General features: G+C 72.8%; 21 protein-coding genes and 1 pseudogene. 15 read left to right on the top strand and 7 right to left on the bottom strand.

Features of this window, described 5'->3' with window-relative positions:
- Positions 1-62 precede the first annotated feature (62 nt).
- Positions 63-1,829 carry a hypothetical protein gene (locus ACRX5S_RS15325; RefSeq protein WP_436773456.1) on the bottom strand — a complete coding sequence of 589 codons (1,767 nt, stop codon included), beginning with the start codon at positions 1,827-1,829 and terminating at the stop codon, positions 63-65.
- A 338-nt stretch (positions 1,830-2,167) separates the two neighbouring features.
- Here ACRX5S_RS15325 and ACRX5S_RS15320 point away from each other — a divergent pair, with 338 nt between their 5' ends.
- Positions 2,168-3,394, top strand: a complete 1,227-nt coding sequence (locus ACRX5S_RS15320) for a YncE family protein (RefSeq protein WP_436773455.1) — start codon at positions 2,168-2,170, stop codon at positions 3,392-3,394.
- Between the two features lie 98 nt (positions 3,395-3,492).
- On the opposite strand, the gene ACRX5S_RS15315 is transcribed toward ACRX5S_RS15320, so the two are convergent.
- Positions 3,493-3,741 (bottom strand): hypothetical protein, encoded by a 249-nt coding sequence (locus ACRX5S_RS15315; protein ID WP_436773454.1) that lies wholly within the window; start codon positions 3,739-3,741, stop codon positions 3,493-3,495.
- Positions 3,742-4,195: 454 nt separating this feature from the next.
- On the opposite strand from ACRX5S_RS15315, the gene ACRX5S_RS15310 reads away from it, so the two are divergent.
- Together ACRX5S_RS15310 and ACRX5S_RS15305 are read left to right on the top strand one after the other, a co-directional pair.
- Positions 4,196-5,965 carry an acetyl/propionyl/methylcrotonyl-CoA carboxylase subunit alpha gene (locus ACRX5S_RS15310; RefSeq protein ID WP_436773453.1) on the top strand — a complete coding sequence of 590 codons (1,770 nt, stop codon included), beginning with the start codon at positions 4,196-4,198 and terminating at the stop codon, positions 5,963-5,965.
- A gap of 170 nt (positions 5,966-6,135) precedes the next feature.
- Positions 6,136-6,687: a hypothetical protein gene (locus tag ACRX5S_RS15305; RefSeq protein ID WP_436773452.1), complete on the top strand. Its 552-nt coding sequence runs from the start codon at positions 6,136-6,138 to the stop codon at positions 6,685-6,687.
- 21 nt (positions 6,688-6,708) lie between these two features.
- Here the strand turns inward: ACRX5S_RS15305 and ACRX5S_RS15300 are convergent.
- Together ACRX5S_RS15300 and ACRX5S_RS15295 are read right to left on the bottom strand one after the other, a co-directional pair.
- Positions 6,709-7,562: pseudogene (locus tag ACRX5S_RS15300) on the bottom strand (DeoR/GlpR family DNA-binding transcription regulator); the annotation flags it as partial.
- A gap of 453 nt (positions 7,563-8,015) precedes the next feature.
- Positions 8,016-9,434 carry an NAD(P)H-quinone dehydrogenase gene (locus ACRX5S_RS15295; protein ID WP_436773451.1) on the bottom strand — a complete coding sequence of 473 codons (1,419 nt, stop codon included), beginning with the start codon at positions 9,432-9,434 and terminating at the stop codon, positions 8,016-8,018.
- Between the two features lie 38 nt (positions 9,435-9,472).
- Between ACRX5S_RS15295 and ACRX5S_RS15290 the strand changes: the two genes are divergently transcribed.
- The 4 genes from ACRX5S_RS15290 to ACRX5S_RS15275 all read left to right on the top strand — a co-directional run bounded on the left by ACRX5S_RS15290 (position 9,473) and on the right by ACRX5S_RS15275 (position 14,959).
- Complete coding sequence (locus tag ACRX5S_RS15290) at positions 9,473-9,925, top strand: gamma-glutamylcyclotransferase (RefSeq protein ID WP_436773450.1); 453 nt, start codon at positions 9,473-9,475, stop codon at positions 9,923-9,925.
- Positions 9,926-10,168: 243 nt separating this feature from the next.
- Positions 10,169-10,978, top strand: coding sequence for a purine-nucleoside phosphorylase (locus tag ACRX5S_RS15285; protein ID WP_436773449.1), 810 nt, complete (start codon positions 10,169-10,171; stop codon positions 10,976-10,978).
- A 104-nt stretch (positions 10,979-11,082) separates the two neighbouring features.
- On the top strand, positions 11,083-12,834 hold the full coding sequence (locus ACRX5S_RS15280; protein WP_436773448.1) for a phospho-sugar mutase: 1,752 nt from the start codon (positions 11,083-11,085) through the stop codon (positions 12,832-12,834).
- Positions 12,835-12,946: 112 nt separating this feature from the next.
- On the top strand, positions 12,947-14,959 hold the full coding sequence (locus ACRX5S_RS15275) for a protein kinase domain-containing protein (protein ID WP_436773447.1): 2,013 nt from the start codon (positions 12,947-12,949) through the stop codon (positions 14,957-14,959).
- Between the two features lie 94 nt (positions 14,960-15,053).
- On the opposite strand, the gene ACRX5S_RS15270 is transcribed toward ACRX5S_RS15275, so the two are convergent.
- Positions 15,054-15,638: a PH domain-containing protein gene (locus tag ACRX5S_RS15270; protein WP_436773446.1), complete on the bottom strand. Its 585-nt coding sequence runs from the start codon at positions 15,636-15,638 to the stop codon at positions 15,054-15,056.
- Between the two features lie 149 nt (positions 15,639-15,787).
- On the opposite strand from ACRX5S_RS15270, the gene deoC reads away from it, so the two are divergent.
- Genes deoC through ACRX5S_RS15255 form a run of 3 tightly spaced genes read left to right on the top strand, consistent with a single transcriptional unit; the run spans position 15,788 to position 19,127 of the window.
- Positions 15,788-16,738, top strand: a complete 951-nt coding sequence (gene deoC / locus ACRX5S_RS15265) for a deoxyribose-phosphate aldolase (protein WP_436773641.1) — start codon at positions 15,788-15,790, stop codon at positions 16,736-16,738.
- A gap of 3 nt (positions 16,739-16,741) precedes the next feature.
- Positions 16,742-18,199 (top strand): aldehyde dehydrogenase family protein, encoded by a 1,458-nt coding sequence (locus ACRX5S_RS15260; RefSeq protein WP_436773445.1) that lies wholly within the window; start codon positions 16,742-16,744, stop codon positions 18,197-18,199.
- Positions 18,200-18,233: 34 nt separating this feature from the next.
- Positions 18,234-19,127 (top strand): aldehyde dehydrogenase family protein, encoded by an 894-nt coding sequence (locus ACRX5S_RS15255; RefSeq protein ID WP_436773444.1) that lies wholly within the window; start codon positions 18,234-18,236, stop codon positions 19,125-19,127.
- 340 nt (positions 19,128-19,467) lie between these two features.
- Here ACRX5S_RS15255 and ACRX5S_RS15250 read toward each other — a convergent pair whose 3' ends face one another.
- Together ACRX5S_RS15250 and ACRX5S_RS15245 are read right to left on the bottom strand one after the other, a co-directional pair.
- A complete protein-coding gene (locus tag ACRX5S_RS15250; protein ID WP_436773443.1) occupies positions 19,468-19,788 on the bottom strand; it encodes a hypothetical protein in 321 nt (106 codons plus the stop codon).
- Positions 19,789-20,129: 341 nt separating this feature from the next.
- The gene (locus ACRX5S_RS15245; RefSeq protein ID WP_436773442.1) at positions 20,130-20,759 is read right to left on the bottom strand and encodes a SigE family RNA polymerase sigma factor; all 630 of its coding nucleotides are present in this window, start codon (positions 20,757-20,759) and stop codon (positions 20,130-20,132) included.
- A gap of 178 nt (positions 20,760-20,937) precedes the next feature.
- On the opposite strand from ACRX5S_RS15245, the gene ACRX5S_RS15240 reads away from it, so the two are divergent.
- From ACRX5S_RS15240 to ACRX5S_RS15220, 5 genes are all read left to right on the top strand, one after another.
- Positions 20,938-21,612, top strand: a complete 675-nt coding sequence (locus tag ACRX5S_RS15240) for a response regulator transcription factor (RefSeq protein WP_281475360.1) — start codon at positions 20,938-20,940, stop codon at positions 21,610-21,612.
- On the top strand, positions 21,513-23,237 hold the full coding sequence (locus ACRX5S_RS15235; RefSeq protein WP_436773441.1) for an ATP-binding protein: 1,725 nt from the start codon (positions 21,513-21,515) through the stop codon (positions 23,235-23,237). Before ACRX5S_RS15240 ends, ACRX5S_RS15235 begins: the two co-directional genes overlap by 100 nt.
- Positions 23,234-23,890 carry a hypothetical protein gene (locus ACRX5S_RS15230; protein WP_436773440.1) on the top strand — a complete coding sequence of 219 codons (657 nt, stop codon included), beginning with the start codon at positions 23,234-23,236 and terminating at the stop codon, positions 23,888-23,890. Before ACRX5S_RS15235 ends, ACRX5S_RS15230 begins: the two co-directional genes overlap by 4 nt.
- A gap of 194 nt (positions 23,891-24,084) precedes the next feature.
- Positions 24,085-24,285, top strand: a complete 201-nt coding sequence (locus tag ACRX5S_RS15225) for a PspC domain-containing protein (RefSeq protein WP_436773439.1) — start codon at positions 24,085-24,087, stop codon at positions 24,283-24,285.
- A 105-nt stretch (positions 24,286-24,390) separates the two neighbouring features.
- On the top strand, positions 24,391-25,383 hold the full coding sequence (locus ACRX5S_RS15220) for a trypsin-like serine peptidase (RefSeq protein WP_436773438.1): 993 nt from the start codon (positions 24,391-24,393) through the stop codon (positions 25,381-25,383).
- Positions 25,384-25,474: the final 91 nt, after the last annotated feature.

The following is a 25,474-nucleotide window of genomic DNA, read 5'->3' as shown; positions in this document are numbered from 1 at the left end:
GCCGTGCCGGGCCCGGGGCCGGCCCGGCACGGCGTCACCGACGTTCGCGGACCGCCGAAGCCTCAGTCCTGCGTTCCCGACAGATCGCCGCGGCGCGGCCCTGGTCCCATGCCGCCGCCGAAGCCGCCCTGCGGGTCCTGGCCCGGCTGGTCGGGGATCGCGAAGCCGGTGTTCGGGGGCGGGGACGGGGGTGCGGCCTGGTTGTAGCCGGGGCCGGAGTGCTCGTACGCCCCCGGTCCCGGATTGCCGGGGTACGGGCCCGGGGCATAGGGGTCGGGCCCGGTCGGGTACGACTCGGCCGCCCCCGCCTGCACGGGCACCGGCGCCGGGCCGTACGGGTACGCCCCGACCCCGCCCGGGTCCGGACCGCCCGTCCCCGGCGCGGGGCTGCGCAGCGCCGCCCAGATGCTGAGCGGAACCGCCAGACCGGCCAGGATCAGCAGCGGCACCGGGACGCCCCCGGGACGCTCGGTCAGCACCTCGACCCACTCGTACTGCGTGCTCGCGCTTTGCAGGTCCGGCCAGACCGGCCCGCACGCCGCCGTCAGACCCAGCGCCGCGAGCGCGGGTTCGGGGCGCAGGCCGCCGATCACCACGCCGAGGGCGAAGGCCCCCGCGCAGCGCACCAACAGGATGTGCGTCTCCCCGGTGTCCGCTCCCGCGAACTCGGCGGCGACGAGCACGACCGCCGCCAGGCCGATCGCGTACGCGCCGGTCAGCCGTGCGGCCACCGCACCGGCCACGCCCGCGGCGACCAGGCCGACGAGCCACGGCACGGACTCGCCCGCGCCGTCGAAGCCCAGCCCCGGGTTGAACGACGTGCGGTCGAAGCCGAAGAGCGCGGCAGGCAGCGCCGCGATGCCGACCGCCATCGCGAGCAGCGACCCGGCGACCGAGCGGATGCCGTCGACGCGGTACGTCAGCCCGGCCGCGACCAGGCATCCGGCCAGCGCGACCACCGGCCACAGCGCGACCGCCTCGGGGATGTCGTCGCCGTCCACGAGCGTCCAGACCGCGACCGCCACGCCGACGAGGCCGAGCAGCACGACCCCGCGGAAGGCGCCGCGCGAGGCGCGCGGCCAGCCCTGGCCGGGACGTACCAGCACCATGCCGGTCGGCAGGAGCAACAGCACCAGCACGAAGCCGACCAGCGGCAAGGAGGTCTGCCAGACCGCGTCGGCCTTCCACAGCGGGTCGAGCAGGTCCTCGCCGACGACGCTGAACAGGATGGGCAGCGCGGCCGCCAGGGTCGCGGCGAAGGCCGCGTTGAGGGCCACCCGGTGGCGCGGCGGCGCGAGGTGGATCCACAGCACCACGCCGACCAGGATCTGCACCGCGAAGCCGAAGCGCAGCAGGTAGACGACGCCCAGCCAGCGCGGCGGCTGGCCTTCGCCGGCCGCCACGAGGTCGAGCAGCGAGGTCAGCGCGGCGCCGCCGAGGCCGACCAGCAGGACGCCCGCGACCGCGCCGCGGCGGTGCACGTACGCGGTGTCGGTGAGTCCCACCCCGCCGATCACCAGCGGGATCGACCACGGGAGCAGGACCGCGGTGAGGTCCCAGATGTCCCATCCGGTAGCGGCGGCACCCGGGTCCGCGGGCACCGCGCCGTAGCCCTCCGCGTCCGGGGCCGCGACGGCCTCCGGACCGCCGACGGAGGCGCCCGTCCGGAGCAGTATCAGCGCCGAGCTGACGGCGATGACCACGAGCAGGACGCCGGGTATCCACTCGGCCGCCCTGGCGCCCCACGGCTCGGGCTTGCGCGCGGTGCGTTCCGCGACCGTCGCGCCGGTTTCGTACGTTCTGCGCAGCAATCCGCCGCCCACGGCCATCGCCGCTCCCCCAACCCCTGGTGGAATATCCCGAAATCCCGCGCCCGCGCGGCAGTTGATGATTCGGATGATAGGGACGCGGAGGGCGCCGCGGACCGTTCGGCGACAAGTTCGCGGCGGAAGCGGTACGCGGCGGCGACAAACCACACGGTTCCGGGAACGAACCGACGCCCGGTGCGTCGTGCGGGTGTCGGGGGCGATTCGCCGGGACGGCCCAACTGGCGCCCGCCATACGGCCCGAGCGCACCTCGTTCGAGTGAAGCCGACGGGGCTTTTGGGGCCTGCCGACCTAGGCTGACCTGGTGTCTCGTACCCATATGTCGCGCTTGGCCATTGCCATGACCACCGCAGGTACGCTCGTGTTCACGCTGGGCGGCCTCATGACCATCACAGCGTGCTCCAGCGAGGAGTCAGGCCGGCCCGCGGCCCGCTCGGCCACCTCCGCGCCGCCGCCCGCCCCCGAGCAGAAGGACACCACCGTGCAGCCCGCGCTGCCGCACGGGGTGGCCGCGAACGCGAACGCGCTCCCCGGAATGCCGCCGGTGCTCGACCCCAACGACCTCTACGCGGCCGACCGTCCGAACCAACTGGTGGACGCGGTGAAGGACTTCCCGTCCCGCGTGTACGTGCCCAACACCGAGTCGGACACCGTCTCCGTCATCGACCCCGCGACGTACAAGGTCATCGAGACCATCAAGGTCGGCGACCAGCCGCAGCACGTGGTGCCCTCGTGGGACCTGAAGACGCTGTGGGTCAACAACGACCTCGGCAACACCCTGACGCCGCTCGACCCGGCCACCGGCAAGATCGGGCCGACGGTGGACGTGCACGACCCGTACAACCTCTACTTCACCCCGGACGGCAAGCACGCCGTCGTCATGGCCTCCGCCGACCACGAGCTCGTCTTCCGCGACGCGCACACCATGAAGGCGGTCAAGCACCTCCCGGTCGGCTGCGACGGCGTCAACCACGCCGACTTCTCCCCGGACGGCCGCTACTTCATCGTGTCCTGCGAGTTCGACGGCACGCTGCTCAAGGTCGACACCGAGAAGATGGAGATCATCGGCCGCCAGAAGCTGCCGCGGCACCACACCATGCCGCAGGACGTGAAGATCTCCCCCGACGGCCGCACCTGGTACATCGCCGACATGATGAGCCACGGCGTATGGGTCCTGGACGGCGACGCCTTCACCACGCCCAAGCTCGTCAAGACCGGCAGCGGCGCGCACGGCCTCTACATCAGCCGCGACTCCAAGTACATGTACATCTCCAACCGCGGCGAGGGCTCGATCACCCTCTGGGAGTTCACCCCGGGCGGCGAGAACGGCGGCCGCATCAACACCAAGTGGCACATCCCCGGCGGCGGCTCCCCCGACATGGGCGGCGTCTCGGCGGACGGCAAGGTCCTGTGGCTCTCCGGCCGCTACGACTCCGAGGTCTACGCCATCGACACCACCGACGGCCACCTCATCGCCCGCATCAAGGTGGGCAGCGGCCCCCATGGCCTGGCCGTCTACCCCCAGCCCGGCCGCTACTCCCTGGGCCACACCGGCATCTTCCGCTGACCCGCGCAACGCGGCAGGGCGGCTCCACCCCGCGGAGCCGCCCTGTTCGCGTGCGGCCCACCGTCAGCCCGTGATCTCGCGCTCCACCGCCGGGGTGGTCAGGGACGGGGGTCGGCGGTCCAGGTGACCGCCGTGGAGTGGGGGTCGGTGCGGAGGGCGGATTCGAGGCGGCGGATGCGGTCCGGGTCGTTGCGGGCGGCGGCTCGGGCGCGCCACAGGCGGAGGACGGGTTGGAGCCGGGAGGTGTCGGTGCGGCGCACGTCGGCGTCGAAGTCGGAGCGCATCGGCTCGGGGAGGGAACGGCGGATGATGTCGATCATCTTGGGCGCAACTAGGGCTGAAACCATGGCGAACTCCCCTTATGGGTGATTTCGTTCTCCACGCTAACGCCCGAAGATCAACAGCGCGTTCCCGGCCGAACAACTTTTTGCGTCCTCTGGACAGCGGACGGACAGGGGACGGACAACGGACGGGCCCGACGGCCAGCCGACAGACAGCGGGCGGGCCCGACGGCCAGCCGACAGACAGCGGGCGGGCCCGACGGCCAGCCGAAGGGCCCGACGGACGGCGGAAGGGCCGGACGGCGCCCGCGGTGGGCCGTACGGCGGACGCACCCGGGACACCCGGCCCCCGGTTCCGGGGGGCGGAAGGCCCGGAGTACTTTTGACGCATCGGCAGCGCCGCCGAAGTCCCGTCACCAGTCAGGTCGACCGGGGCGCCGACCTGTGACGGGGTGGGGCGGCACAGCATGTTCGTGTGCCACTCCCTAGACTCTGCCCAGTTCTAGGAGGGAGCCAGATCGTGCGCAAGGTGCTGATCGCCAATCGCGGGGAGATCGCCGTCCGCGTCGCCCGTGCCTGCAAGGACGCCGGCATCGCCAGTGTCGCCGTCTACGCGGACCCGGACCGCGACGCCGTGCACGTGCGGGTAGCCGACGAGGCCCACGCCCTCGGCGGCAACACGCCGGCGGAGAGCTACCTGGACGTCGCCAAGGTGCTCAAGGCCGCCGCCGACTCCGGTGCCGACGCCGTGCACCCGGGCTACGGCTTCCTGTCGGAGAACGCCGAATTCGCCCAGGCCGTCATGGACGCCGGGCTCATCTGGATCGGCCCGCCCCCGCAGGCGATCCGCGACCTCGGTGACAAGGTCGCCGCCCGGCACATCGCGCAGCGGGCCGGCGCGCCGCTGGTGGCCGGCACCCCCGACCCGGTCTCCGGCTCCGCGGAGGTCGTCGAGTTCGCCGAGGCCAACGGCCTGCCGATCGCGATCAAGGCGGCCTTCGGCGGCGGTGGCCGCGGCCTCAAGGTGGCCCGCACCCTGGAGGAGATCCCCGAGCTGTACGACTCCGCGGTGCGCGAGGCGGTCACCGCCTTCGGCCGCGGCGAGTGCTTCGTGGAGCGCTACCTCGACAAGCCGCGCCACGTCGAGACGCAGTGTCTCGCCGACAAGCACGGCAACGTGGTCGTCGTCTCCACCCGCGACTGCTCGCTCCAGCGCCGCCACCAGAAGCTCGTCGAGGAGGCCCCCGCGCCCTTCCTGTCCGACGAGCAGAACGCCGAGCTCTACCGCGCGTCCAAGGCCATCCTCAAGGAGGCGGGCTACGTCGGCGCCGGCACCTGCGAGTTCCTGGTCGGCCAGGACGGCACCATCTCCTTCCTGGAGGTCAACACCCGCCTCCAGGTCGAGCACCCGGTCACCGAGGAGGTCACCGGCATCGACCTGGTCCGCGAGATGTTCCGCATCGCGGACGGCGAGGAGCTGGGGTACGACGACCCGCCGCTGCGCGGCCACTCCTTCGAGTTCCGCATCAACGGCGAGGACCCGGGCCGCGGCTTCCTGCCCGCGCCCGGCGCCGTCACCGTGTGGAACCCGCCGAGCGGCCCCGGCGTACGCCTGGACTCCGGCGTCGAGCAGGGCTCGGTCATCGGCCAGGCGTTCGACTCGCTGCTCGCCAAGCTGATCGTCACGGGTGCGTCCCGGCAGCAGGCGATCCAGCGCGCGGTACGCGCTCTCGCCGAGTTCGAGGTCGACGGCATGGCGACCGCGCTGACCTTCCACCGCGTGGTGATGGAGGACCCGGCCTTCACCCCGGAGACGCACGGCAGCGACGCGCCGTTCACGGTGCACACGCGGTGGATCGAGACCGAGTTCGACAACACGATCGCCCCGTTCGCGGGCGGCGCCGCCGAGGGCGAGGAGGCGGGCGAGCGCGAGACCGTCGTCGTCGAGGTCAACGGCAAGCGCGTCGAGGTCACGCTGCCGGCGGGCCTGGGCGCGTCCGGCGCGGCCGCGGCCGGTCCGGCGAAGAAGGCCCCGAAGCGCGGCGGCGCGAAGAAGGCCGGCGCGGCGGCGAGCGGCGACGCCCTCGCCTCGCCGATGCAGGGCACGATCGTCAAGGTCGCGGTCGAGGAGGGCCAGGAGGTCGCCGAGGGCGACCTGATCATCGTCCTGGAGGCGATGAAGATGGAGCAGCCCCTCAACGCGCACCGCTCCGGCACGATCAAGGGCCTCGCCGCGGAGGTGGGCGCCACGGTCACCAGCGGCGCGGTGCTCTGCGAGATCAAGGACTGACGCGATCGAGGGCTGACGAGATCGAGGACTGACGCGGACGGAACCGCTTCGCGCGCCGAGCCCCCGGCCCCACGGCCGGGGGCTCGGTGTATCCGGGGTCGGGACGTCCGGGCCCACGCACGCGACGGCTACCGTGCCTCCCGTACGAAGGGGCCCGCTACCGTGCCGACATGGCAGCTTCCACCGGGCTCCGGCCTCTGCTTTTCCTCGACGTCGACGGTCCGCTGATTCCGTTCGGGCGGGCATCCGGCGCGTATCCGACGTATGACATGGCCGGCGTGCCGCCCGAGGTCGCCGACCATCCGTTCCTGCCCCGGCTCGACCCCGCGCACGGGCCGCAGCTCGCCGGGCTGGCCTGCGACCTGGTCTGGGCCACGGCCTGGGAGGGCGAGGCCAATACCTACCTCGCCCCGCGCCTCGGCCTGCCCCAACTGCCCGTTGTGGAGTGGCCGGTGGCCTCGCCCGCGGACGACCGCAACCTGCGGACGGGACTGCACTGGAAGACCCGCGCCCTGGTCGCCTACGCGTCGGACCGCCCCTTCGCCTGGGTCGACGACGAGATCACCGGCGTCGACACCGCGTGGGTCGCCGCGCACCACGGGACGCACGCGCTGCTGCACCGCGTCGATCCCGGCGAAGGGCTCTCCTCCGCGGACTACGCCGAACTCGCGGCGTGGCTGCGGGACGCGGCCGCGGCACCGGAGCGCGACCGCCGCGGATGACGGGCGGACGACGGGCGGAGCGGCGGAGCGGCGAAGCGGGGTCAGGAACGGCGGTCGCGCGCCTCCGCGGCGGCCGCGGCGTGGTCCACACCGAGAAGCCGGTCGCCGTTGATCTCGGAGCGGGCCCCCGGCACCGCGCGCTGCGGCAGTTGCGCGACGTGGATCTGGGCGCCCAGTTCGGAGAGCGCGGACAACTCCGCGGAGGGAGCGTCCTCGTCGGTGACCAGGTGGGTGATGCGCTCGGCGGCCACGGTCTGGAACATCGTGTCGACGCCCATCTTGGTGTGGTCGACCAGCACGACGACTTCGTGTGCCGCCTGGACGAGCGCACGGTCGACGCTCGCGGACAGCATGTTGGGGGTGGACAGACCGCGGTCGGCCGTGAGGCCGTTGCCGGACACGAAGGCCCGGCGGACGCGGAGCCCGGACAGGGCCTGCTCGGCACCGCTGCCGACCAGGGCGTACGACGAACCGCGCAACGTCCCGCCGGTCATCACGACCTCGACGCGGTTGGCGTGCGCGAGCACCTGGGCGACCAGGAGCGAGTTGGTGACGACGGTGAGGCCGGGGATGCGGGCCAGTCTCCTGGCCAGCTCCTGGGTCGTGGTTCCCGCGCCGACGACGATCGCGTCTCCCTCGTCGACGAGCGACACGGCGAGATCGGCGATCGCGGCCTTCTCGGCGGCGGCGAGATGGGTCTTCTGCGAGTAGCTGGGCTCCCTCGCGAGTCCTCCGGGCAGTACCGCACCGCCGTGCCTGCGATCGAGAAGCCCTTCGGCCTCCAGCGCACGCACGTCCCGGCGTACTGTCACCTCGGACGTCTGGACCACCCGGGCGAGCTCCCTGAGGGAGACCGCTCCGTTGGCCCGCACCATTTCCAGAATCAACTGACGACGCTCTGCAGCGAACACGTGACGAAGGTAACGCGACCGACCACCTCTTTTCAGCCGGTTGCAGGTCTTACCCAAACTTGTTCACCGAGATGGTGAATCTCCGGGGCATTTAGGGCATGCAACTGCGGCGGTGACGGGACAATCCACCGAACACCGCTTGCGGCCGATACGTATTTTGCCCGCGGGCAATACTTCTGACCCGCCGTCAGGACATACGCGCGACACAGTCGGGTCAGGTCGTGCCCATCCGGGCGCGACACCTGACCACTCGCAGACGAGTATGCGTGCTCGGCGAGCGCGGAAACGCCGGTTCACGGAAAGCCACCCGATCGAGCGCATCGGCCCGCACCGCGAACTCGCCCGCGTGCCACACCCCGTCGCGCGTCACGCCCTGTCGTACGTCACACACCACCGCGCGTCACACGCGGTCGTACGTCACGCCCGGTCGCGCCGGTGCAGTCGGCGCGCCGCCTCCGCGAGCGACCCCGAAAGCGACGGGTACACGGTGAACGCGCTGGAGATCTGATCGACGGTCAGATGCAGGTCGACGGCGAGCGACACCGCGTGGATCAGCTCGCTCGCCCGCGGCGCGACCACCACGCCGCCGACCACAATGCCGGTGCCCGGACGGCAGAACAGCTTCACGAACCCGTCGTGAATGCCCTGCATCTTCGCGCGCGGGTTGCGGGACAGCGGCAGCTTGACGACGTGCGCGTCGATCTCGCCGGCGTCGATCGCGGCCTGCGAGTAGCCGCAGGTGGCGATCTCCGGGTCGGTGAAGACGTTGGACGCGACCGCCTTGAGGTCCAGCGGCGAGACCGCGTCGCCGAGCATGTGGTACATCGCGATGCGGCCCTGCATGGCGGCCACCGAGGCGAGGGCGAACACGCCGGTGCAGTCGCCCGCCGCGTAGACGCCGGCGGCGGTCGTACGCGAGACGCGGTCCACGCGCACGTGCCCGCTGTCCTTCAGGTACACGCCCGCCTGCTCCAGCCCCATGTCCGCGGTGTTGGGCACCGCGCCGACCGCCATCAGGCAGTGGCTGCCCTCCAGCGTCTGGCCGTCCTGGAGCCGCACGATGACGCTGTCACCGAGGCGTTCGACGCTCTCCGCGCGCGAACGCGACATGACCCGCATGCCGCGCCGCTTGAAGACCCCCTCCAGGACCTCGGCGGCGTCCGAGTCCTCGCCCGGCAGCACCCGGTCGCGGCTGGAGACCAGCGTGACCTTCGAGCCCAGGGCCTGGTACGCGCCGGCGAACTCGGCGCCGGTGACACCCGAGCCGACCACGATCAGCTCGCGCGGCAGCTCGCTGAGGCCGTACACCTGCTTCCAGTCCAGGATGCGCTCGCCGTCCGGCTCCGCACCCGGCAGCACGCGCGGCGTGGCGCCGGTCGAGACGAGGATCGCGTCGGCGTCCAGCGACTGCTCGGTCCCGTCGTCGAGCCCGGCGACGACACGGCGCGGCCCGTCCAGCCGCCCGGTGCCGCGCAGCACCTCGACCCCGGCGCGGCGCAGCCCGTTGGCGATGTCGACCGACTGGGCCTGCGCGAGTTCGAGCACGCGCTTGTTGACCACGTCCAGGTCGACGCCGACGATCGGGCGGTCCAGCGTGCCCGGGGTGCCGTCGTCCACGTAGATGCCGAGCTCCTGGTGCGAGTCGGCGAAGTTGGTCATCACCTCGGCGGTCGCGATCAGCGTCTTGGACGGCACGCAGTCCGTGAGGACCGCCGCGCCGCCCACGCCTTCGCGTTCCACGACGGTCACCTCGGCTCCGAGCTGGGCCGCGACAAGCGCGGCTTCGTACCCTCCGGGGCCGCCACCAACGATCACGATGCGAGTCACGGGTGTCATTCTTCCGCATCACCGGGCGCCGCGTAGGATGCGGTCCCATGCCCCTCTACGCCGCGTACGCCAGCAACCTCGACGCGCGGCAGATGGCACGGCGCGCTCCCCACTCCCCGCTCCGCGTCACCGGCTGGCTGCCGGGATGGCGGCTGACCTTCGGCGGCGAGCAGTTGGGGTGGGAGGGCTCCCTTGCCACCGTGGTCGAGGACGAAATCTCGCAGGTCTTCGTCGCGCTGTACGACCTGACCGACTCGGACGAGGTGGACCTCGACCGCTGGGAGGGCGAGTCGCTCGGCCTCTACCGCAAGGTCAAGGTGCGCGTCGAGACGCTGTTCGGCGAGGAGCTGGCCTGGCTGTACGTCCTCAACGACTACGAGGGCGGCCTCCCCTCCGCGCGCTACCTCGGCATGGTGGCGGACGCCGCCGAGTCCGCGGGCGCGCCCGACGACTACGTCAAGGAGCTGCGGACCAGGCCGTGCCTGTCCGTCGGGCCGTGACCTCGGGGCGGGTGTTCGGGCAAACCCCCGGGCACCCACCCGATCAGACCTCCCGGCCGTCGTCCCGACCGCGGTGCCGCGGCCGTCGCCCGTCCGGGTGATGCTGCCCGCCGTACCGGCGACGTCGCCCGCGCGGCTTCCCGCACCTCGGCGCCAACCGTTCTCGGCATCGATTGCGACACGATCTCTACGCGCATAGACCCCAAGCGCGACGATCGCCCCACCACCATTTACGCTCACCGTGTGAACGCTTCCGTCAGCACCGACCCGACCGCCGCGGCCAGCGCGGCAGCCCAGCGGCTCCAGGAGATCACCGGCGCGGCGACCCACGACATCGCGCTGGTCATGGGCTCCGGCTGGGTGCCCGCCGCCGACATGCTGGGGACTCCGGACCACGAGTTCGCGGTCACCGACCTGCCCGGCTTCCCCCCGCCGGCGGTCGAGGGCCACGCCGGCAAGATCCGCTCGATCACCGTGGGGAACCGCCGCGCGCTGGTGTTCCTCGGCCGCACCCACCTGTACGAGGGCCGCGGTGTCGCCGCGGTCGTGCACGGCGTCCGCACCGCCGTCGCGGCGGGCTGCAAGACGGTCGTCCTGACCAACGGCTGCGGCGGGCTGCGCCCGTCGTTCGCCCCCGGGCAGCCCGTGCTGATCTCGGACCACATCAACCTCACCGCGACGTCGCCCATCGTCGGCGCGAACTTCGTCGACCTGACGGACCTGTACTCGCCGCGCCTGCGCGACCTGTGCCGCGAGGTCGAACCGAGCCTCGAAGAGGGCGTGTACGTCCAGTTCCCCGGCCCCCACTACGAGACCCCGGCGGAGATCGGCATGGTCCGCGCGATCGGCGGGCACCTGGTGGGCATGTCCACCACGCTTGAGGCGATCGCCGCCCGCGAGGCCGGGGCCGAGGTGCTCGGCATCTCGCTGGTCACCAACCTCGCCGCGGGCATGACGGGCGAACCGCTCAACCACGAAGAGGTCCTGGAGGCCGGACGCGCGTCGGCGGTGCGCATGGGGCACCTCCTCGCCGAGGTCCTGCCCCGGATCTGACGGCCGGTCGTCCGCCGCCGCGGACCGTACGCCCCGAGTCGCAGGCGAGGGTGTGCCCGTTGCGACCGCCCGTTCCCGCCCGTTCCGCTCATGAGGAGACCGCCTTGAGTGACGTCGTCGAGACCGCCCGCGCGTGGCTGGCCGAGGACCCCGACCCGGACACCCGGGCCGAGTTGCGGGCGCTGCTCGACGCCGACGACCGTGCGGCACTGGAGGACCGGTTCGCGGGGCTGCTGCAATTCGGCACCGCCGGGCTGCGCGGCGAACTGGGCGCGGGGCCGAACCGCATGAACCGTGCGGTGGTGATCCGCGCGGCGGCCGGGCTGGCGGCGTACCTCAACACGGGCGCGGCGGATGCCTCCGCGCCCGCTTCCGCCGCGACGGACTCCGGTGTGTCCGAGGCGGCTTCGGGCACGCCGTCGGGTCCGGAGCGGGACGCGGCCGGGCGGCGCACAGTGGTCATCGGCTTCGACGCCCGCCACAAGTCGGACGTGTTCGCGCGCGACACCGCCGCCGTGATGGAGGCGGCCGGGCTGCACGCGCTGCTGTTGCCGCGCCCGCTGCCGACCCCGGTGCTGGCGTTCGCCGTCCGCCATCTGGGCTGTGCGGCGGGCGTGATGGTCACGGCCAGCCACAACCCGCCGCGCGACAACGGCTACAAGGTCTACCTCGGCGACGGCTCGCAGATCGTGCCGCCCGCCGATGTCGAGATCGCGGCGGCGATCGGCGCGGTCGGCCGACTCGCGGACGTGCCGACGGCGGACGGCGGGTGGGAGGTGCTGGGCGAGGCGCTGCTCGACGCGTACCTCGACCGCGCCGTCACCGTCGTGCGTCCGGACGGGCCGCGCGATGTGCGGATCGTGCACACCGCCATGCACGGCGTCGGCGGCGCGGTGATGCTGAGCGCGTTCGAGCGCGCCGGCTTCCCGGCCGCGACCGTGGTGGCCGCGCAGGCCGAGCCGGACCCGGACTTCCCGACCGTCGCGTTCCCGAACCCCGAGGAGCCGGGCGCGATGGACCTGGCGTTCGAGACCGCCGCGGCGGCCGACGCGGACCTGGTCATCGCCAACGACCCGGACGCGGACCGCTGCGCGGTGGCGGTCCCGGACCGGGCGGCGCGCGGCGGGTGGCGCATGCTGCGCGGCGACGAGGTGGGCGCGCTGCTGGGCGTCGAACTCGCCCGTCGGGCCGCCGAGGCGTCCGGCCCGGGGGTGCTCGCGACGACGATCGTGTCCTCCTCGCTGCTCGGCCCGGTCGCGGCCCGATACGGACTGGAGTACGTCGAGACGCTGACCGGCTTCAAGTGGCTCGCGCGCGTTCCGGGGCTGACGTTCGGGTACGAAGAGGCGCTGGGCTACTGCGTCGACCCGGGAGGCGTACGGGACAAGGACGGCGTCACCGCCGCGCTCGCCGTCGCCGAACTGGCCGCTGCCGCCAAGCGGGACGGCCGCACGCTGCTCGACCTCCTGGACGGCATCGCGGTCGAGTACGGCCTGCACGCCACCGACCAGTACTCCGTCCGGGTGGATCGCCTCGACCGGATCGCCGAGGGCATGACCCGGCTGCGCGCCACCCCGCCGACGTCCCTCGGGGGCCTCGCCGTCGCGCGCGTCGACGACCTCGCCGCGGGCTCGCCGGACCTGCCGCCCACCGACGGCCTGCGGTACACCCTCGCGGGCGCCGACGACGTGGCCTCGGCCCGCATCGTGGTGCGCCCGAGCGGTACCGAACCCAAGCTCAAGGGCTACCTCCAGGTCGTCGTCCCGGTGCGCAGCCAGGTCGCGGAGGCCCACACGGTCGCCGCGACGACGTTGCGGGAGCTCAGGCAGGACCTGGCGGCGGCACTCGGCATGTGAGCGAGGCTGCGGGCGGACTTCCCTCTTCCTCCGCCTCCCGGTCACACACGCGTCACGATCACCTCCCTGAACCGTTCCCCTCGCTCTACCGTGGTTGCGGGGAGGGACAACCGTGGAAGCACTGCGTTCTGAGGATCCGTCGGTCATCGCGGGCTACCGCATGCTCGCCCGGCTCGGCGCCGGGGGCATGGGCCGCGTCTATCTCGCACGTTCGCCCGGTGGGCGGCCGGTCGCGTTCAAGGTCATCCGGTCGGACTTCGCCGACGATCCCGACTTCCGCGTGCGGTTCGCGCGCGAGGTGGCGGCGGCGCGGTCGGTCAGCGGCGTGTTCACCGCGCCGGTGCTGGACGCCGATCCGCAGGGCGATCCGCCCTGGCTGGCCACCGGCTACGTCGCCGGGGTCGCGCTCAACGACGCGGTGACGCGCTTCGGTCCGCTGCCCGGCTCGCTGCGGCAGCTCGCCGGCGGACTCGCCGAGGCGCTGGCCGCCGTGCACGCCGCCGGGCTCGTGCACCGCGACCTCAAGCCCGCCAACGTCATGCTCGCGGCCGACGGACCGCGCCTGATCGACTTCGGCATCGCCCGCGCGCTGGAGGGCGGGACCATCACGCGCACCGGCTTCCTGGTCGGCTCCCCCGGCTTCCTCGCGCCTGAGCAGGCCGGGAGCGGCGCGATCGGCCCCGGCACCGACGTGTTCGCCCTCGGCTCGGTGCTCACCTACGCGGCGACCGGCCAATCGCCTTTCGGCGAGGGCGTGTTCACCGAGCTGCTGTTCAAGGTCCTGTACGGCGAGCCGGACGTGTCCGGGGTCCCCGAGCCCTTCCGGCCGCTCGTCGCCGCGATGCTCGCCAAGGAGCCCGCCGACCGGCCCACGCCGGGGCAGATCCTGGACCGGCTCGCGGAGTCGGGCCCGGACGCCCGGGCAGGGGCGTGGCTGCCGCGCCCGGTGACCGAACTGGTCCTCGCGCGCTCGGCGGCGCTGCTGGCCGAGGACCCCCTCGTACGCCCGGCGGCGGAGACGGTCGTCGAGCATCCGCGGTCCGCCGCGCCCGCGCCCCCTGCGCCGCGGCCCGTCCCGCACGAGCCCATCCGGCCCGAGCCGGCTCCCGAACGACCGCCGCCCGTACGGCAGTCCCCCGGTCAGGCCGTCCCGTCCCAGGTGACCGCGCCCCAGTCGGCACCACCCCCGGCCCCGCGCGTCACCCCCGCGTCCCCGGCCTCCTCCTCCACGACCTACCGCGGACACACGCCGTCGCTCGGGCCGCCGCACGGCGCGTCCGGCGGCACCACCGGTTCCCCCGACCGCAACCGCAAGCGCCGCGCCGTCGTCGCGGTCGTCGCGGTCGCCGCGCTGGCCGTGGCCGCCGCCGTCATCACCCCGCGGCTGCTCGACGACGACAAGGACCCCAAGGACAGCTCCTCGGCCGGTCCCCCGGGAACCCCCTCTGGCGGTACTCCCGGCGCCAACACCCCCGCCTCGCCCGCCAATTGCGGCGCGGTGGCCGCGAACTTCACCGGGACCACGGTGTACCCGCAGATCAGCACGCCGACGGACGGGATCGAGCCGGAGCAGACGGCGGCGGGCTATGTGATCACCGCGGGACCGGAGTCGGACGTACGCGTGGACTTCCAGGGCAAGGTGACCGCCCCCTTCGCGAGCGCCCAGGTCAACGGCGATCTCACGGTCGAGACGCGCGTGTCGGTAGATCCGCGCGTCGGCTACCAGGCGGCGGGACTGCTGCTGTTCGCCGACGAGCACAACTACGTGCGCCTGGAGCGCGGCTACGGCGACATCGACGCCATCGCCTTCGAGTACTTCACGAACTCCGAGCACCACAAACTGACCACGCCGTACGGCGGTGAACCGCAGGCCAAGGTGCGGACCACGGCCGACACGGTCTCGCTGCGCCTGGAACGCACGGGCGGCCAGGTCACCGCGCAGTGGCGGGCCGCGGAATCCGAGCCGTGGAAGGACCTGCCGGGCGCGGCGCCGTTCCCCTCGGGAAACGCCCGTGCGGGGATGACCGTCCTCAACGCCCCGGAGACCGGCCAGTTGAGCGCGACGTTCCGGCACCTGACCATCAACTGCCTGGTGACGGCCCCGGGCGCCTCGCCGCCCACCTGAGCGAGCCGGCTGAAGCTGTCGGCCTGAGCCAGCCCGAGCGAGCGAGCGAGCCCGCCCTGAGCGAGCCGGCCCCGAGCGACCGTCGCGTCGACCGCTACATCGACCACCCGATCGCCGCGAGCGCGATGCCCACCGCCAGCGCGCCGAGGATCTCCCAGGACCAAACGACCTTGACCGGGCCGGTCGACTCCTTGCCCAGTTGCTCGGCCATGCCGCGGAAGTCGGCCACCGCGTGGTCGGCGAGGGCGGCCTGCGCGATGTCGCGGTGGTGGGCGCTGTACGGATTCTCCGCGGTCGCCCGCGAGTTCATCCGCATCGCCCGCTTGCGCTCGCGCAGCGAGACCGGGATCGACCAGATGTGGAACTTGCGGTCGTCGGCGCGTACCTCCAGCGAGTACTCCGCACGGACCTCCTGCACGGCGCCCCACGGGATCTCGATCGTGCGGAACGGGTTGCGGATGCGCAGCATCTCCGGTCCCGCGAACACCGCCGCGCGCAGGGTCAGCGCGACGACCACCGCGCCCACCGCGAGCACCGCGCCCACGACGGTGACGGTGTCCTTGCCGTCGCCGCGGACCATGCTGTCGACGGCCAGCCACAGCCCGGCGGCGAGCAGCGCGACGCCCGTGAAGACGGCCGGCTTGGACCGGTATGTGGTGACGCCCTCATCGGTGTTCATGACTCGGGATTGTGCCCCACGCGCGCGCGGCTTCGAAACGGCAGGCCGGGCGACCCGGGCGGGATGCCGTGCGGCGCCGGGGCGAAACGTTCCGCTGACCAGGCCCCCTGGCAGGGAGCTACGCGTGTAGATATGCTCATCTGGTGACCATGCTGTCTGCCTTCCCAGCCGACCCGGCCGAGGTGACGTCCTCCGAGGCGGCCCTCGCCCGGTTCCTCCACGGGCTTCCCGGCATCGACAAGGTCGGGGCCGAGTCCCGGGCCGCGATGCTCGGGACGCGTTCGATCAAGAAGGACGCCAAGGCGTTCGCGATCGACCTCGCCATCTCGATGATCGACCTGACCACCCTGGAGGGTGCCGACACCCCCGGCAAGGTCCGGGCGCTGTGCGCCAAGGCCCTCCACCCCGACCCCGGTGCCCCCGACGCGCCGCGGCCCGCCGCCATCTGCGTCTACCCGGACCTGGTCGCCGAGGCCAAGAAGGCCCTCGGTGCCGCGCCGGTCAAGGTCGCGTCCGTGGCCACCGCGTTCCCGTCGGGCCGCGCCGCACTGGACGTCAAGCTCTCCGACGTCGCCGAGGCGGTCCGCGCGGGCGCCGACGAGATCGACATGGTCATCGACCGGGGCGCCTTCCTGTCCGGGCGCTACCAGCAGGTGTTCGACGAGATCGTCGCCGTCAAGGCGGCTTGTGGCGACGCGCACCTGAAGGTGATCCTGGAGACGGGCGAGCTGTCGACGTACGACAACGTGCGCCGCGCGTCGTGGCTCGCCATGCTGGCCGGCGCCGACTTCATCAAGACCTCGACGGGCAAGGTCGCCACCAACGCGACGCTTCCCGTGACACTCGTGATGCTGGAGGCGGTACGCGACTTCCGCGCCGCGACCGGGCGCCAGATCGGCGTCAAGCCGGCCGGCGGCATCCGGACGACCAAGGACGCGGTCAAGTACCTCGTCCTGGTCAACGAGACCGCGGGCCCGGACTGGCTGACCCCCGACTGGTTCCGCCTCGGCGCCTCCAGCCTGCTCAACGACCTGCTGATGCAGCGTCACAAGCTGGCGACCGGCCGCTACTCCGGCCCCGACTACGTGACGGTGGACTGACCCGTGACCGCAAACGCTTCCACTCCGGGCAAGGCGTTCGAGTACGCCCCGGCGCCCGAGTCCCGCTCCGCCGTCGACATCGCGGCGTCGTACGGCCTGTTCATCGACGGCAAGTTCAGCGAGGCCGCGGACGGCGGCGTGCTCAAGACCGTCAACCCGGCCACCGAAGAGGTCCTGGCCGAGGTCGCGGTCGGCGGCGAGGCGGACGTCGACCGCGCGGTCAAGGCGGCCCGCAAGGCGTTCAGGTCCTGGTCCGCGCTGCCCGGCGCCGAGCGCGCCAAGTACCTGTTCCGCATCGCGCGCCTGGTCCAGGAGCACGGTCGCGAACTCGCGGTCCTGGAGACGCTGGACAACGGCAAGCCGATCCGCGAGTCGCGCGACGTCGACGTCCCGCTCGTCGCGGCGCACTTCTTCCACTACGCCGGGTGGGCCGACAAGCTCGCGTACGCGGGCCGCGGCCCCAACCCGCGCCCGCTCGGCGTCGCCGGGCAGGTCATCCCGTGGAACTTCCCGCTGCTGATGCTGGCCTGGAAGATCGCCCCGGCGCTCGCCGCGGGCAACACGGTCGTCCTCAAGCCCGCCGAGACCACGCCGCTGACCGCGCTGCGGTTCGCGGAGATCTGCGTCGAGGCCGGGCTGCCGCCGGGGGTCGTCAACATCGTCACCGGCGCCGGCGCCACCGGCCGCGCGGTCGTCGCGCACCCGGACGTCGACAAGATCGCCTTCACCGGCTCGACCCCGGTCGGCAAGGAGATCATCCGCACGGTCGCCGGGACCGGCAAGAAGCTGACCCTCGAACTGGGCGGCAAAGCCGCGAACATCGTCTACGACGACGCCGCGCTCGACTCCGCGATCGAGGGCATCGTCAACGGCATCTTCTTCAACCAGGGCCAGGTCTGTTGCGCCGGGTCGCGGCTGCTGGTCCAGGAGTCCGTGGCCGACGAGGTGCTGGCGATGCTGACGCGCCGCCTGGGCAGTCTGCGCCTCGGCGACCCGCTGGACAAGAACACCGACGTCGGCGCGATCAACTCGGCCGCGCAGCTCGACCGCATCAGGACGCTGGCCGCGTCCGGCGACGACGAGGGCGCGGAGCGCTGGACCGCGCCGTGCGAGATCCCGGCGAAGGGCTTCTGGTTCCCGCCGACCGTGTTCACCGGCGTGACGCAGGCGCACCGCATCGCGCGCGAGGAGATCTTCGGGCCGGTCCTGTCGGTGCTGACCTTCCGCACCCCGGCCGAGGCGGTGGAGAAGGCGAACAACACGCCGTACGGCCTCTCGGCGGGCGTGTGGACGGAGAAGGGCGCCAAGGCCCTGTGGACCGCGCAGCGGCTGCGCGCGGGCGTGGTCTGGACCAACACGTTCAACCGCTTCGACCCGGCGTCGCCGTTCGGCGGGTTCAAGGAGTCCGGGTTCGGCCGCGAGGGCGGCCGCCACGGCCTGGAGGCTTACCTCGATGACTAAGGCTGCGATGTCAAAAGCTGCGATGTCCAAGGAAATGTTGCGCGCATCTGGCACCGCCCGGCTCGCGGTCAACAAGACCTACAAGCTGTACATCGGGGGCAAGTTCCCCCGGTCCGAGAGCGGGCGGGTGTACGCGGTGACCGACACGAAGGACCGCCCGCTGGCGAACGCCCCGCGCGGCACCCGCAAGGACGCCCGCGACGCCGTCGTCGCCGCGCGCAAGGCGTTCGGCGGCTGGGCGGGCGCGACGGCGTACAACCGCGGTCAGGTCCTCTACCGCGTCGCCGAGATGCTGGAGGCCCGCCGCGAGGAGTTCGCGGGCGAGGTCGCCGCCGCCGAGGGCGTGGGCCGCAACAAGGCGCTCGCGTTGGTCGACGCGTCGGTGGACCGCTGGGTCTGGTACGCCGGATGGACCGACAAGCTCGCGCAGGTCGCGGGCGGCGCGAACCCGGTGGCCGGGCCGTACGCGAACTGGTCGGCCCCCGAGCCGACCGGCGTCGTCGCCGTGCTCGCTCCGCAGAAGTCCTCGCTGCTGGGCCTCACCAGCGTGGTCGCGCCGGTGGTCGCGACCGGAAACACCGCGGTCGTGCTGGCCGCCGAGAAGGCGCCGCTGCCGGCGCTGGCCTTCGCCGAGGTCCTGGGCGTCTCCGACGTCCCGGCCGGGGTGGTCAACCTGCTGAGCGGCCCGCTCGCCGAGGTCGCCCCGTGGCTCGCGGCGCACCAGGACGTCAACGCGATCGACCTCGCGGGCGCGGCGCACAACGCCGGGGTCGCCTCGGTCCGCGACCTGGAGATCGCCGCCGCCGACAACCTCAAGCGCGTACTGCGCCCCGAGGCCAGGGAACCGGACTGGTCGGCGGACCCCGGCGTGGGCCGCATGCTCGCCTTCACGGAAACCCGCACCGTCTGGCACCCCACCGGGAACTGACCGCGAAGCGCCGGGCTGGTGCGTGGTGGGGCGGGTGCGTGGTGGGGCGGGTGCGTGGTGGGGCCGGTGCGCGGTGGGGCCGGTGCGCGGTGGGGCCGGTGCGCGGTGGGGCCGGTGCGCGGTGGGGCCGGTGCGCGGTGGGGCGGGTGCGCGGTGGGGCTCCCTTGTTCCGCCAACGAGCGGCGGAACCCCGAAGTCACGGGGCCACTCCTGCGGGTCCGGCTCGGCACCAGCCCGTCCGAACACGCGTCCGACAGCCGGACCCGCGCGCGGCGCGCACCCCTCGATCTGCGCCGTTCGCGGGTCCGGAGGCGGCGCGGCGACGCGGCCGAGCCCCGAATCAGCCCGTCAGGCCCTTCACGATCTCCTGCAAGTTGGTGCCGTCGGCGACCTGGCCGGTGACCATGGCGGTGCTCAGGGGGAGGTCGCCGACCGTGGTGCCGACGGAGTTGTCGAGGGGGTTGACGCCGGTGCCCGCGAGCGGGTTCAGGGCGATATTCGACACCGGGTCGACAGCCGCGGGGACGGCCGCGTCCAGGGCGGGTTCCAGGCGGGTGGGGCCGGGGGCCTTGGGGGCGGCGGTCGCGGCCGGGGCGGCGACGCCCAGGGCCACCGCGGCGCCGATCGAGGCGGCCATCACGGTGCGCATTGCCGAAGCCATGGCAGGTCCTTCCGTACGACACGACCAGCCGGCATCTCGCCGACCGCGACCGACCACGGAGTGCGCCCGATCAAACACGCAAGGTAGCGAAATTGTCGGCGCCCGGGCAACGTGACACCCGTCGGAACCGAACCGGCGACTGTGCCGTCCTCAACCGCGTGACAGCACACCCCGGCGGCGGACGCCTCCGGGGCCACCCGGAAACGACGAAGCCCCGGGCCGGTCCGGCGATCGGACCACACCCGGGACTCCAGGTCCCCACCAAGCCCCCCCGGACCAGTGTGAACACTCGACGTCGCGCAGTACCCGCCGCATTGGCGGGGTGCCTCATCGGCCGCGGTTCAGGCGACCAGCTCCGCGAACGCCTCGTCCGCGCCGAAGCTCAGCGCCTCGTCCTCGCGCAGTCGGCGCAGCGCGCGCCAGATGCTGCTCTTGACGGTGCCGACGCTGACCCCGAGCACCTCGGCGACCTCGGGGTCGGTCCGGCCCTCGTAGTAGCGCAGCACGAGCATCGTGCGCTGCGGCTCCGGCAGCTTGGCCAGGGCCGACCACAGAACGGCGCGCAGCTCGGTGTCGCCCATCGAGTCCGAGCCGTCGGGGCGCTCGGGCATCTCCTCGGTGGGGTACTCGCCGATGCGGCGGCGCCGCCATGCCGATATGTGCAGGTTGGTCATCGTGCGGCGCAGGTAGCCGCCGAGCGCGGCCTTGTCCTGGATGCGGCCCCACGCCTGGTAGGTGCTCATCAGGGCGCTCTGCAACAGGTCCTCGGCCTCGTTGCGGTCCCCGGTGAGGTGGTACGCGGTGGCGAACAGCGCCGAGCGGCGCTCCCGCACGTACGCCGTGAAGTCGTCGTCGACGCAACCGGTGTCCTGGACCGCGGCGCGCGAGGCCGAGGTGCCGACACTCGGGACCGCGGCGAGCGCGACGACCGTGCGGCGGTTCTCGTGGCGGTCGATGAGCTGTGACTGCATGGTTCCTCCCCCAGAGCCTGCTTCAACGCGAGCTTCGTTCACGACCACAACTCTGCTGGTCGGGCTTCATCGGACCGTCCGCCTCGTGTCACAGGTATGCAACAGGGCCGGGGGCCGGAGAACCGCGGAACGCGGACCCGTGTTCTTCCCACCCGTGACGTCAGACACAATGGCTCGCGTGCCCTACCTGTTGCTGATCGAGGACGACGAGGCCGTACGCACCGGCCTCGAACTCGCGCTTGGCCGCCAGGGTCACCGTGTGGTGACCGCTGCCACCGGCGAGCTCGGACTGGAGCGGTGGCGCGAGCAGCGCCCCGACCTCATCGTGCTGGATGTGATGCTGCCCGGGATCGACGGCTTCGAGGTGTGCCGGCGGATCCGCCGCACCGACTCGCTGCCGATCATCCTGCTGACCGCCCGCAACGACGACATCGACGTCGTCGTCGGCCTGGAGTCCGGTGCGGACGACTACGTGGTCAAGCCGGTGCAGCCGCGCGTCCTGGACGCACGCATCCGCGCGGTGCTGCGCCGCGGCGAGCGCGAGGTCTCGGACGCTTCGGTGTTCGGCGACCTGGTGGTCGACCGCAACGCGATGATCGTGACCAAGGGCGGCGAGGAGTTGTCGCTGACCCCGACCGAGCTGCGGCTGCTCGTCGAGCTGAGCCGCCGCCCGGGCCAGGCGCTGTCGCGGCAGCAACTGCTGCGGCTGGTCTGGGAGCACGACTACCTCGGCGACTCGCGGCTGGTGGACGCGTGCGTCCAACGACTGCGCGCCAAGGTCGAGTTGGTGCCGTCGGCGCCGACGCTCATCCGCACCGTCCGGGGCGTGGGTTACCGCCTCGACCCGCCGTGACCGGCCGGTTCACCCGTACGCGGAAGCAGTCCGCCGCCCGTCCCCGCTCGCGCCGCCCGGTGCTCGCGCGGCTCGGCCACGCGCTGCGCCTGAGCTCGCTGCGGGTGCGCATCCTCGCGGTGTTCGCGATCGTCGCCCTCATCTCGGCGGTCGCGGCCTCCGGGATCGCCTACTGGCTGACCCGCAACGCGGTCCTCCAGCGCGCGCAGGACTCCGTCATCAAGGAGTTCCGCGACGGCCTCGGCCGGGTCTCGGCGAACCTGCCGGCCGATCCCACGCAGGAGCAGTTGAACGCCGCGGCGCTCCAGCTCAAGAGCACCAGCTTCGGCTACCAGGTCGTGCTGGTCGGCAAGGACAACCTCGTCTCGGCGCCCGGCGGCGGCGAGTTCACGCTCGACGACGTGCCCGAGGACCTGCGGCGGGTGGTCAACGAGACGGACGACCAGCTCAAGTACCACATGTACTTCAAGCGGGTGAACATAAACGGCCAGCCGTACCTGATCTGCGGGACGAAGGTCGTCGCCTCGTCCCCGGGACAGGCGGACGGCCCGACCGGCTACATGTTCCAGTCGCTGCGCGCCGAGCAGACCGATCTGACGTCCCTGGCCCGCTACTTGACGACCGGCGCGGTGCTCGCACTCGGTGCGGCGGCGGTGCTCGCCCTTGTCGGCGCCCGACACGTGCTGCGTCCGGTACGCCGACTCGGGGACGCCGCACGGCAGTTGGGCGCCGGCAAGCTGGACACCCGGTTGGACGTCCGGGGCTCCGACGAACTCGCGGACCTGGCACGGACCTTCAACGACGCGGCCGAGAAGCTGGAGCGAAGCGTCACGGAACTGCGGGCGCTGGAGGCGTCGTCGCGGCGGTTCGTCGCCGACGTGTCGCACGAACTGCGCACACCGCTGGCCGCGATGACCGCGGTCAGCGAGCTGCTGGAGGAGGAGGCGGACAGCCTCGGCGAGCAGGGCGCCCCCGCGGCCCGCCTGGTCGTCGCGGAGATCGACCGGCTCGCCACGCTGGTCGAGGACCTGATGGAGGTCTCGCGCTTCGACGCGGGCACGGCGGCCCTGGTACTGGACGACGTCGACATCGCCGACCTGGTCACCGCGTGCCTCGACGCGCGGGCCTGGATGGACGCCGTCGACCTGCGTTCGGCACGCGGCATCATCGCGCGGGTGGACGCGCGGCGCCTGGACGTGATGGTCTCCAACCTGGTCGGAAACGCGCTGCGGCACGGAGGTTCGCCGGTGACGGTCGAGATCCGCCGCGAGCCGCGCTCGCACGTGCCCGGCATGCTCGCCGTGGAGGGCACCGAAGACCTGGTCATCGACGTGTCCGACACCGGCCCCGGCATCCCCGAGGAGGTCCTGCCCCACGTGTTCGACCGGTTCTACAAGGCGGACAGCTCGCGGGCGCGCTCCGAGGGCAGCGGTCTCGGCCTGTCCATCGTGATGGAGAACGCACGGATCCACGGCGGCACCGCGTCCGCGTCCAACGTGCCGGGCGGCGGCGCGATGTTCAGCCTGCGGCTGCCGCTCGTACCGCCGGCCGACGACGACATGGAGGACGGGGCCGACGCGGCCTCCGGATCCGACGCGTCGCGGCGGCTCGGAGGTGGCCGGTGAGCTCGGCGACGCGCGGACGCCCGCGCCGCGCCCTCGCGCTGCTCGGCGTCTTCGGCGCCACGGCCCTGCTCGCCGCGTGCGGGATCCGTGAGACCGAGGGGCCGATCAACGCGGGCGAGCCCGCCAAGCGCCCGCAGGGCACCGCGACGTCGCCGGTGCTGGCCATGCACTCCATCTATCTCGTACGCAACGGGCGCCCGGCCCCGGTGCTGCGCGGCGACGCGGTCGACCTGCCGGTGCCCGGGCACAACTCGACGCGCCAGCCCGGGCCGGGCGACCCCCTGCGCATGTCGCTGATCGACCGGCTGTTGCGCGAACTGGCCCGCGGACCGAACGCCGAGGAGGCGGCGGCGGGCTGGACCACGCGGCTGCCGACGGGCGGCGTACGGCTCGCCGAGCCGGTGACCGACGATCCGGCGGTGCTGATCCGCCTCGACCTGGCCTCGGTTACGGACCTGGACCCGCTCGCGCTGGGCCAGGTGGTCTGCACGCTGGAACACGCGGGGAGCTCGGCGTCGGTGCTGCTGGCCGGGCGGACCGGCCCGGGGCGGGCGCTGACCTGCGCGGCGTTCGAGGACGGCCCCATCGGGCCCATCGGCGCGGAGGGCGGCCCGACCGCCTCGGCATCCTCGTCGCCCACCGCGACGAGGTAGGCCGCCGCCGCCGCGACCGTGCGGCTCGTCCTCAGGGTCGGCCCCTGAGGAAACCCCTACGCCTGCGAGCCGGTTCCTCCGCCCTGCGCAGCATGTCCGTCCGGTCCGGGAGAAGGACGAAATGCCCCGCGGTCGTGCGTACCTTCGAAAGGGAGGGTGCGAGGTACGCACCCCCCGAGGAGGAACCGACCGCCATGTACGCCATGACGCAACCCGCCCGATTGACCCGGCCGCGCGAAGGCCGGATGATCGCCGGCGTCTGCGCGGGTATCGCCCACCGCTTCGGCTGGACGCCCAAGGCCGTCCGCATCGCCTTCGTGGTCTCCTGCCTGCTGCCCGGCCCGCAGTTCCTGCTCTACCTCGCGCTCTGGGTCTTCATCCCCAAGGAGAGGTGACCCGGGCCCGGTCGCCAGGGCCGCCCAGCGCCTATCATCCGTTCAGGGTCCGGACCGCGTCCGGACCGGGGACGGTCGGACGGCGCAGGCGAGGGGGGAGGCCCGGTGGGGCCGACGTACCACAGGAACCGGATCATCACGCTGTCCGTCGTGGGCGGCGTGGTGGTGACGCTGCTGGGGCTGTTCCTGAGCGGGACGCTCGCCGTGAAGGCGGCGAAGACGTCCGCGATGTCGTCCAAGGAGTACTCCTCGCAGGAGATCGACGACACCAACGACTTCTGGGACGACGAGGGCAAGCTCGGCGAGGCGAAACCGGTCGGCCCGCAGGGCGTCGAAGCGCCGTCCAATCCGAACTTCCGGCCGCCGCGCACGGTGGACGCCGAGGCGGTCGCGGCGCCGTACGACGAGCAGACCGCGATACGCGGCAAGATCTTCTTCGAGGTGCCGGGCGGCGTCGCGGAGTGCAGCGGCACGGTGGTGAGCCATCCGAGCGGCAACATGGTGTGGACCGCGGCGCACTGCCTGCACGGCGGGCGGGACGGGGCGTTCTACAAGCGCGTGACGTTCATCCCGGGCTACAACGGAGCCGGGCGCACGCTCGCCGAGAAGGCGCCGTACGGCCGCTGGCCGGCCCGGCAGGTCGAGGTGAGCGACCAGTGGGTCGAGGACGCCGACCCCGAGCGGGACAGCGCTGCCTCGCCCTTCGACTTCGGCGCGTTCACCGTGCAGCCGCCCTCCGGCCGGCAGTCGCTGGAGGAGGAGTTGGGCGCCGGCGCCGAGATCATGTTCAACGCGCCGCGCAATCTGGTCGTGGACTCGTTCGGGTATCCGGGCGAGGAGCCGTACGACGGCAGCGAGTTGTACACCTGCCACTCGCCGACCACGGACTTCCGCAACTCCGGCTGGCCGGAGCCGGCGATGTTGTGGATGGGCTGCACGATGACCGGCGGGTCCAGCGGCGGGGGCTGGTTCGCGGAGGTCGAGGGCAAGAGATACCTGGTCAGCAACATCTCGCTGGGGATATTGACGTCGAGCGCGGAGACGATGACGGGGCCCTATCTGGGGAACGTCGCGCGCTCGCTGTACGACCGGTTCTGACGCACCCGGCAGGCTGCTCGCCGCCCCCGCATGCGAAAGCCGCCGGGACGCGCCGATACGGGCGCGGCCCGGCGGCGGGCGGTCGTACGGG

Origin of the sequence: Yinghuangia sp. YIM S09857 (assembly GCF_051388915.1) — a bacterium.
In the GTDB taxonomy this organism is placed as follows: Bacteria; Actinomycetota; Actinomycetes; order Streptomycetales; family Streptomycetaceae; genus Yinghuangia.
Note: the sequence above shows the minus strand (reverse complement) of the source record. Positions and strands in the feature narration are given on the sequence as shown.

Excerpts from the sequence above, each read along its gene's own strand:
- ACRX5S_RS15325 (WP_436773456.1), bottom strand. The coding sequence starts at position 1,829 with ATGGCCGTGGGCGGCGGATTGCTGCGCAGAACGTACGAAACCGGCGCG.
- ACRX5S_RS15320 (WP_436773455.1), top strand. The coding sequence starts at position 2,168 with ATGACCACCGCAGGTACGCTCGTGTTCACGCTGGGCGGCCTCATGACC.
- ACRX5S_RS15315 (WP_436773454.1), bottom strand. The coding sequence starts at position 3,741 with ATGGTTTCAGCCCTAGTTGCGCCCAAGATGATCGACATCATCCGCCGT.
- ACRX5S_RS15305 (WP_436773452.1), top strand. The coding sequence starts at position 6,136 with ATGGCAGCTTCCACCGGGCTCCGGCCTCTGCTTTTCCTCGACGTCGAC.
- ACRX5S_RS15295 (WP_436773451.1), bottom strand. The coding sequence starts at position 9,434 with ATGACACCCGTGACTCGCATCGTGATCGTTGGTGGCGGCCCCGGAGGG.
- ACRX5S_RS15290 (WP_436773450.1), top strand. The coding sequence starts at position 9,473 with ATGCCCCTCTACGCCGCGTACGCCAGCAACCTCGACGCGCGGCAGATG.
- ACRX5S_RS15270 (WP_436773446.1), bottom strand. The coding sequence starts at position 15,638 with ATGAACACCGATGAGGGCGTCACCACATACCGGTCCAAGCCGGCCGTC.
- deoC (WP_436773641.1), top strand. The coding sequence starts at position 15,788 with ATGCTGTCTGCCTTCCCAGCCGACCCGGCCGAGGTGACGTCCTCCGAG.
- ACRX5S_RS15255 (WP_436773444.1), top strand. The coding sequence starts at position 18,234 with ATGTTGCGCGCATCTGGCACCGCCCGGCTCGCGGTCAACAAGACCTAC.
- ACRX5S_RS15250 (WP_436773443.1), bottom strand. The coding sequence starts at position 19,788 with ATGGCTTCGGCAATGCGCACCGTGATGGCCGCCTCGATCGGCGCCGCG.
- ACRX5S_RS15245 (WP_436773442.1), bottom strand. The coding sequence starts at position 20,759 with ATGCAGTCACAGCTCATCGACCGCCACGAGAACCGCCGCACGGTCGTC.
- ACRX5S_RS15225 (WP_436773439.1), top strand. The coding sequence starts at position 24,085 with ATGTACGCCATGACGCAACCCGCCCGATTGACCCGGCCGCGCGAAGGC.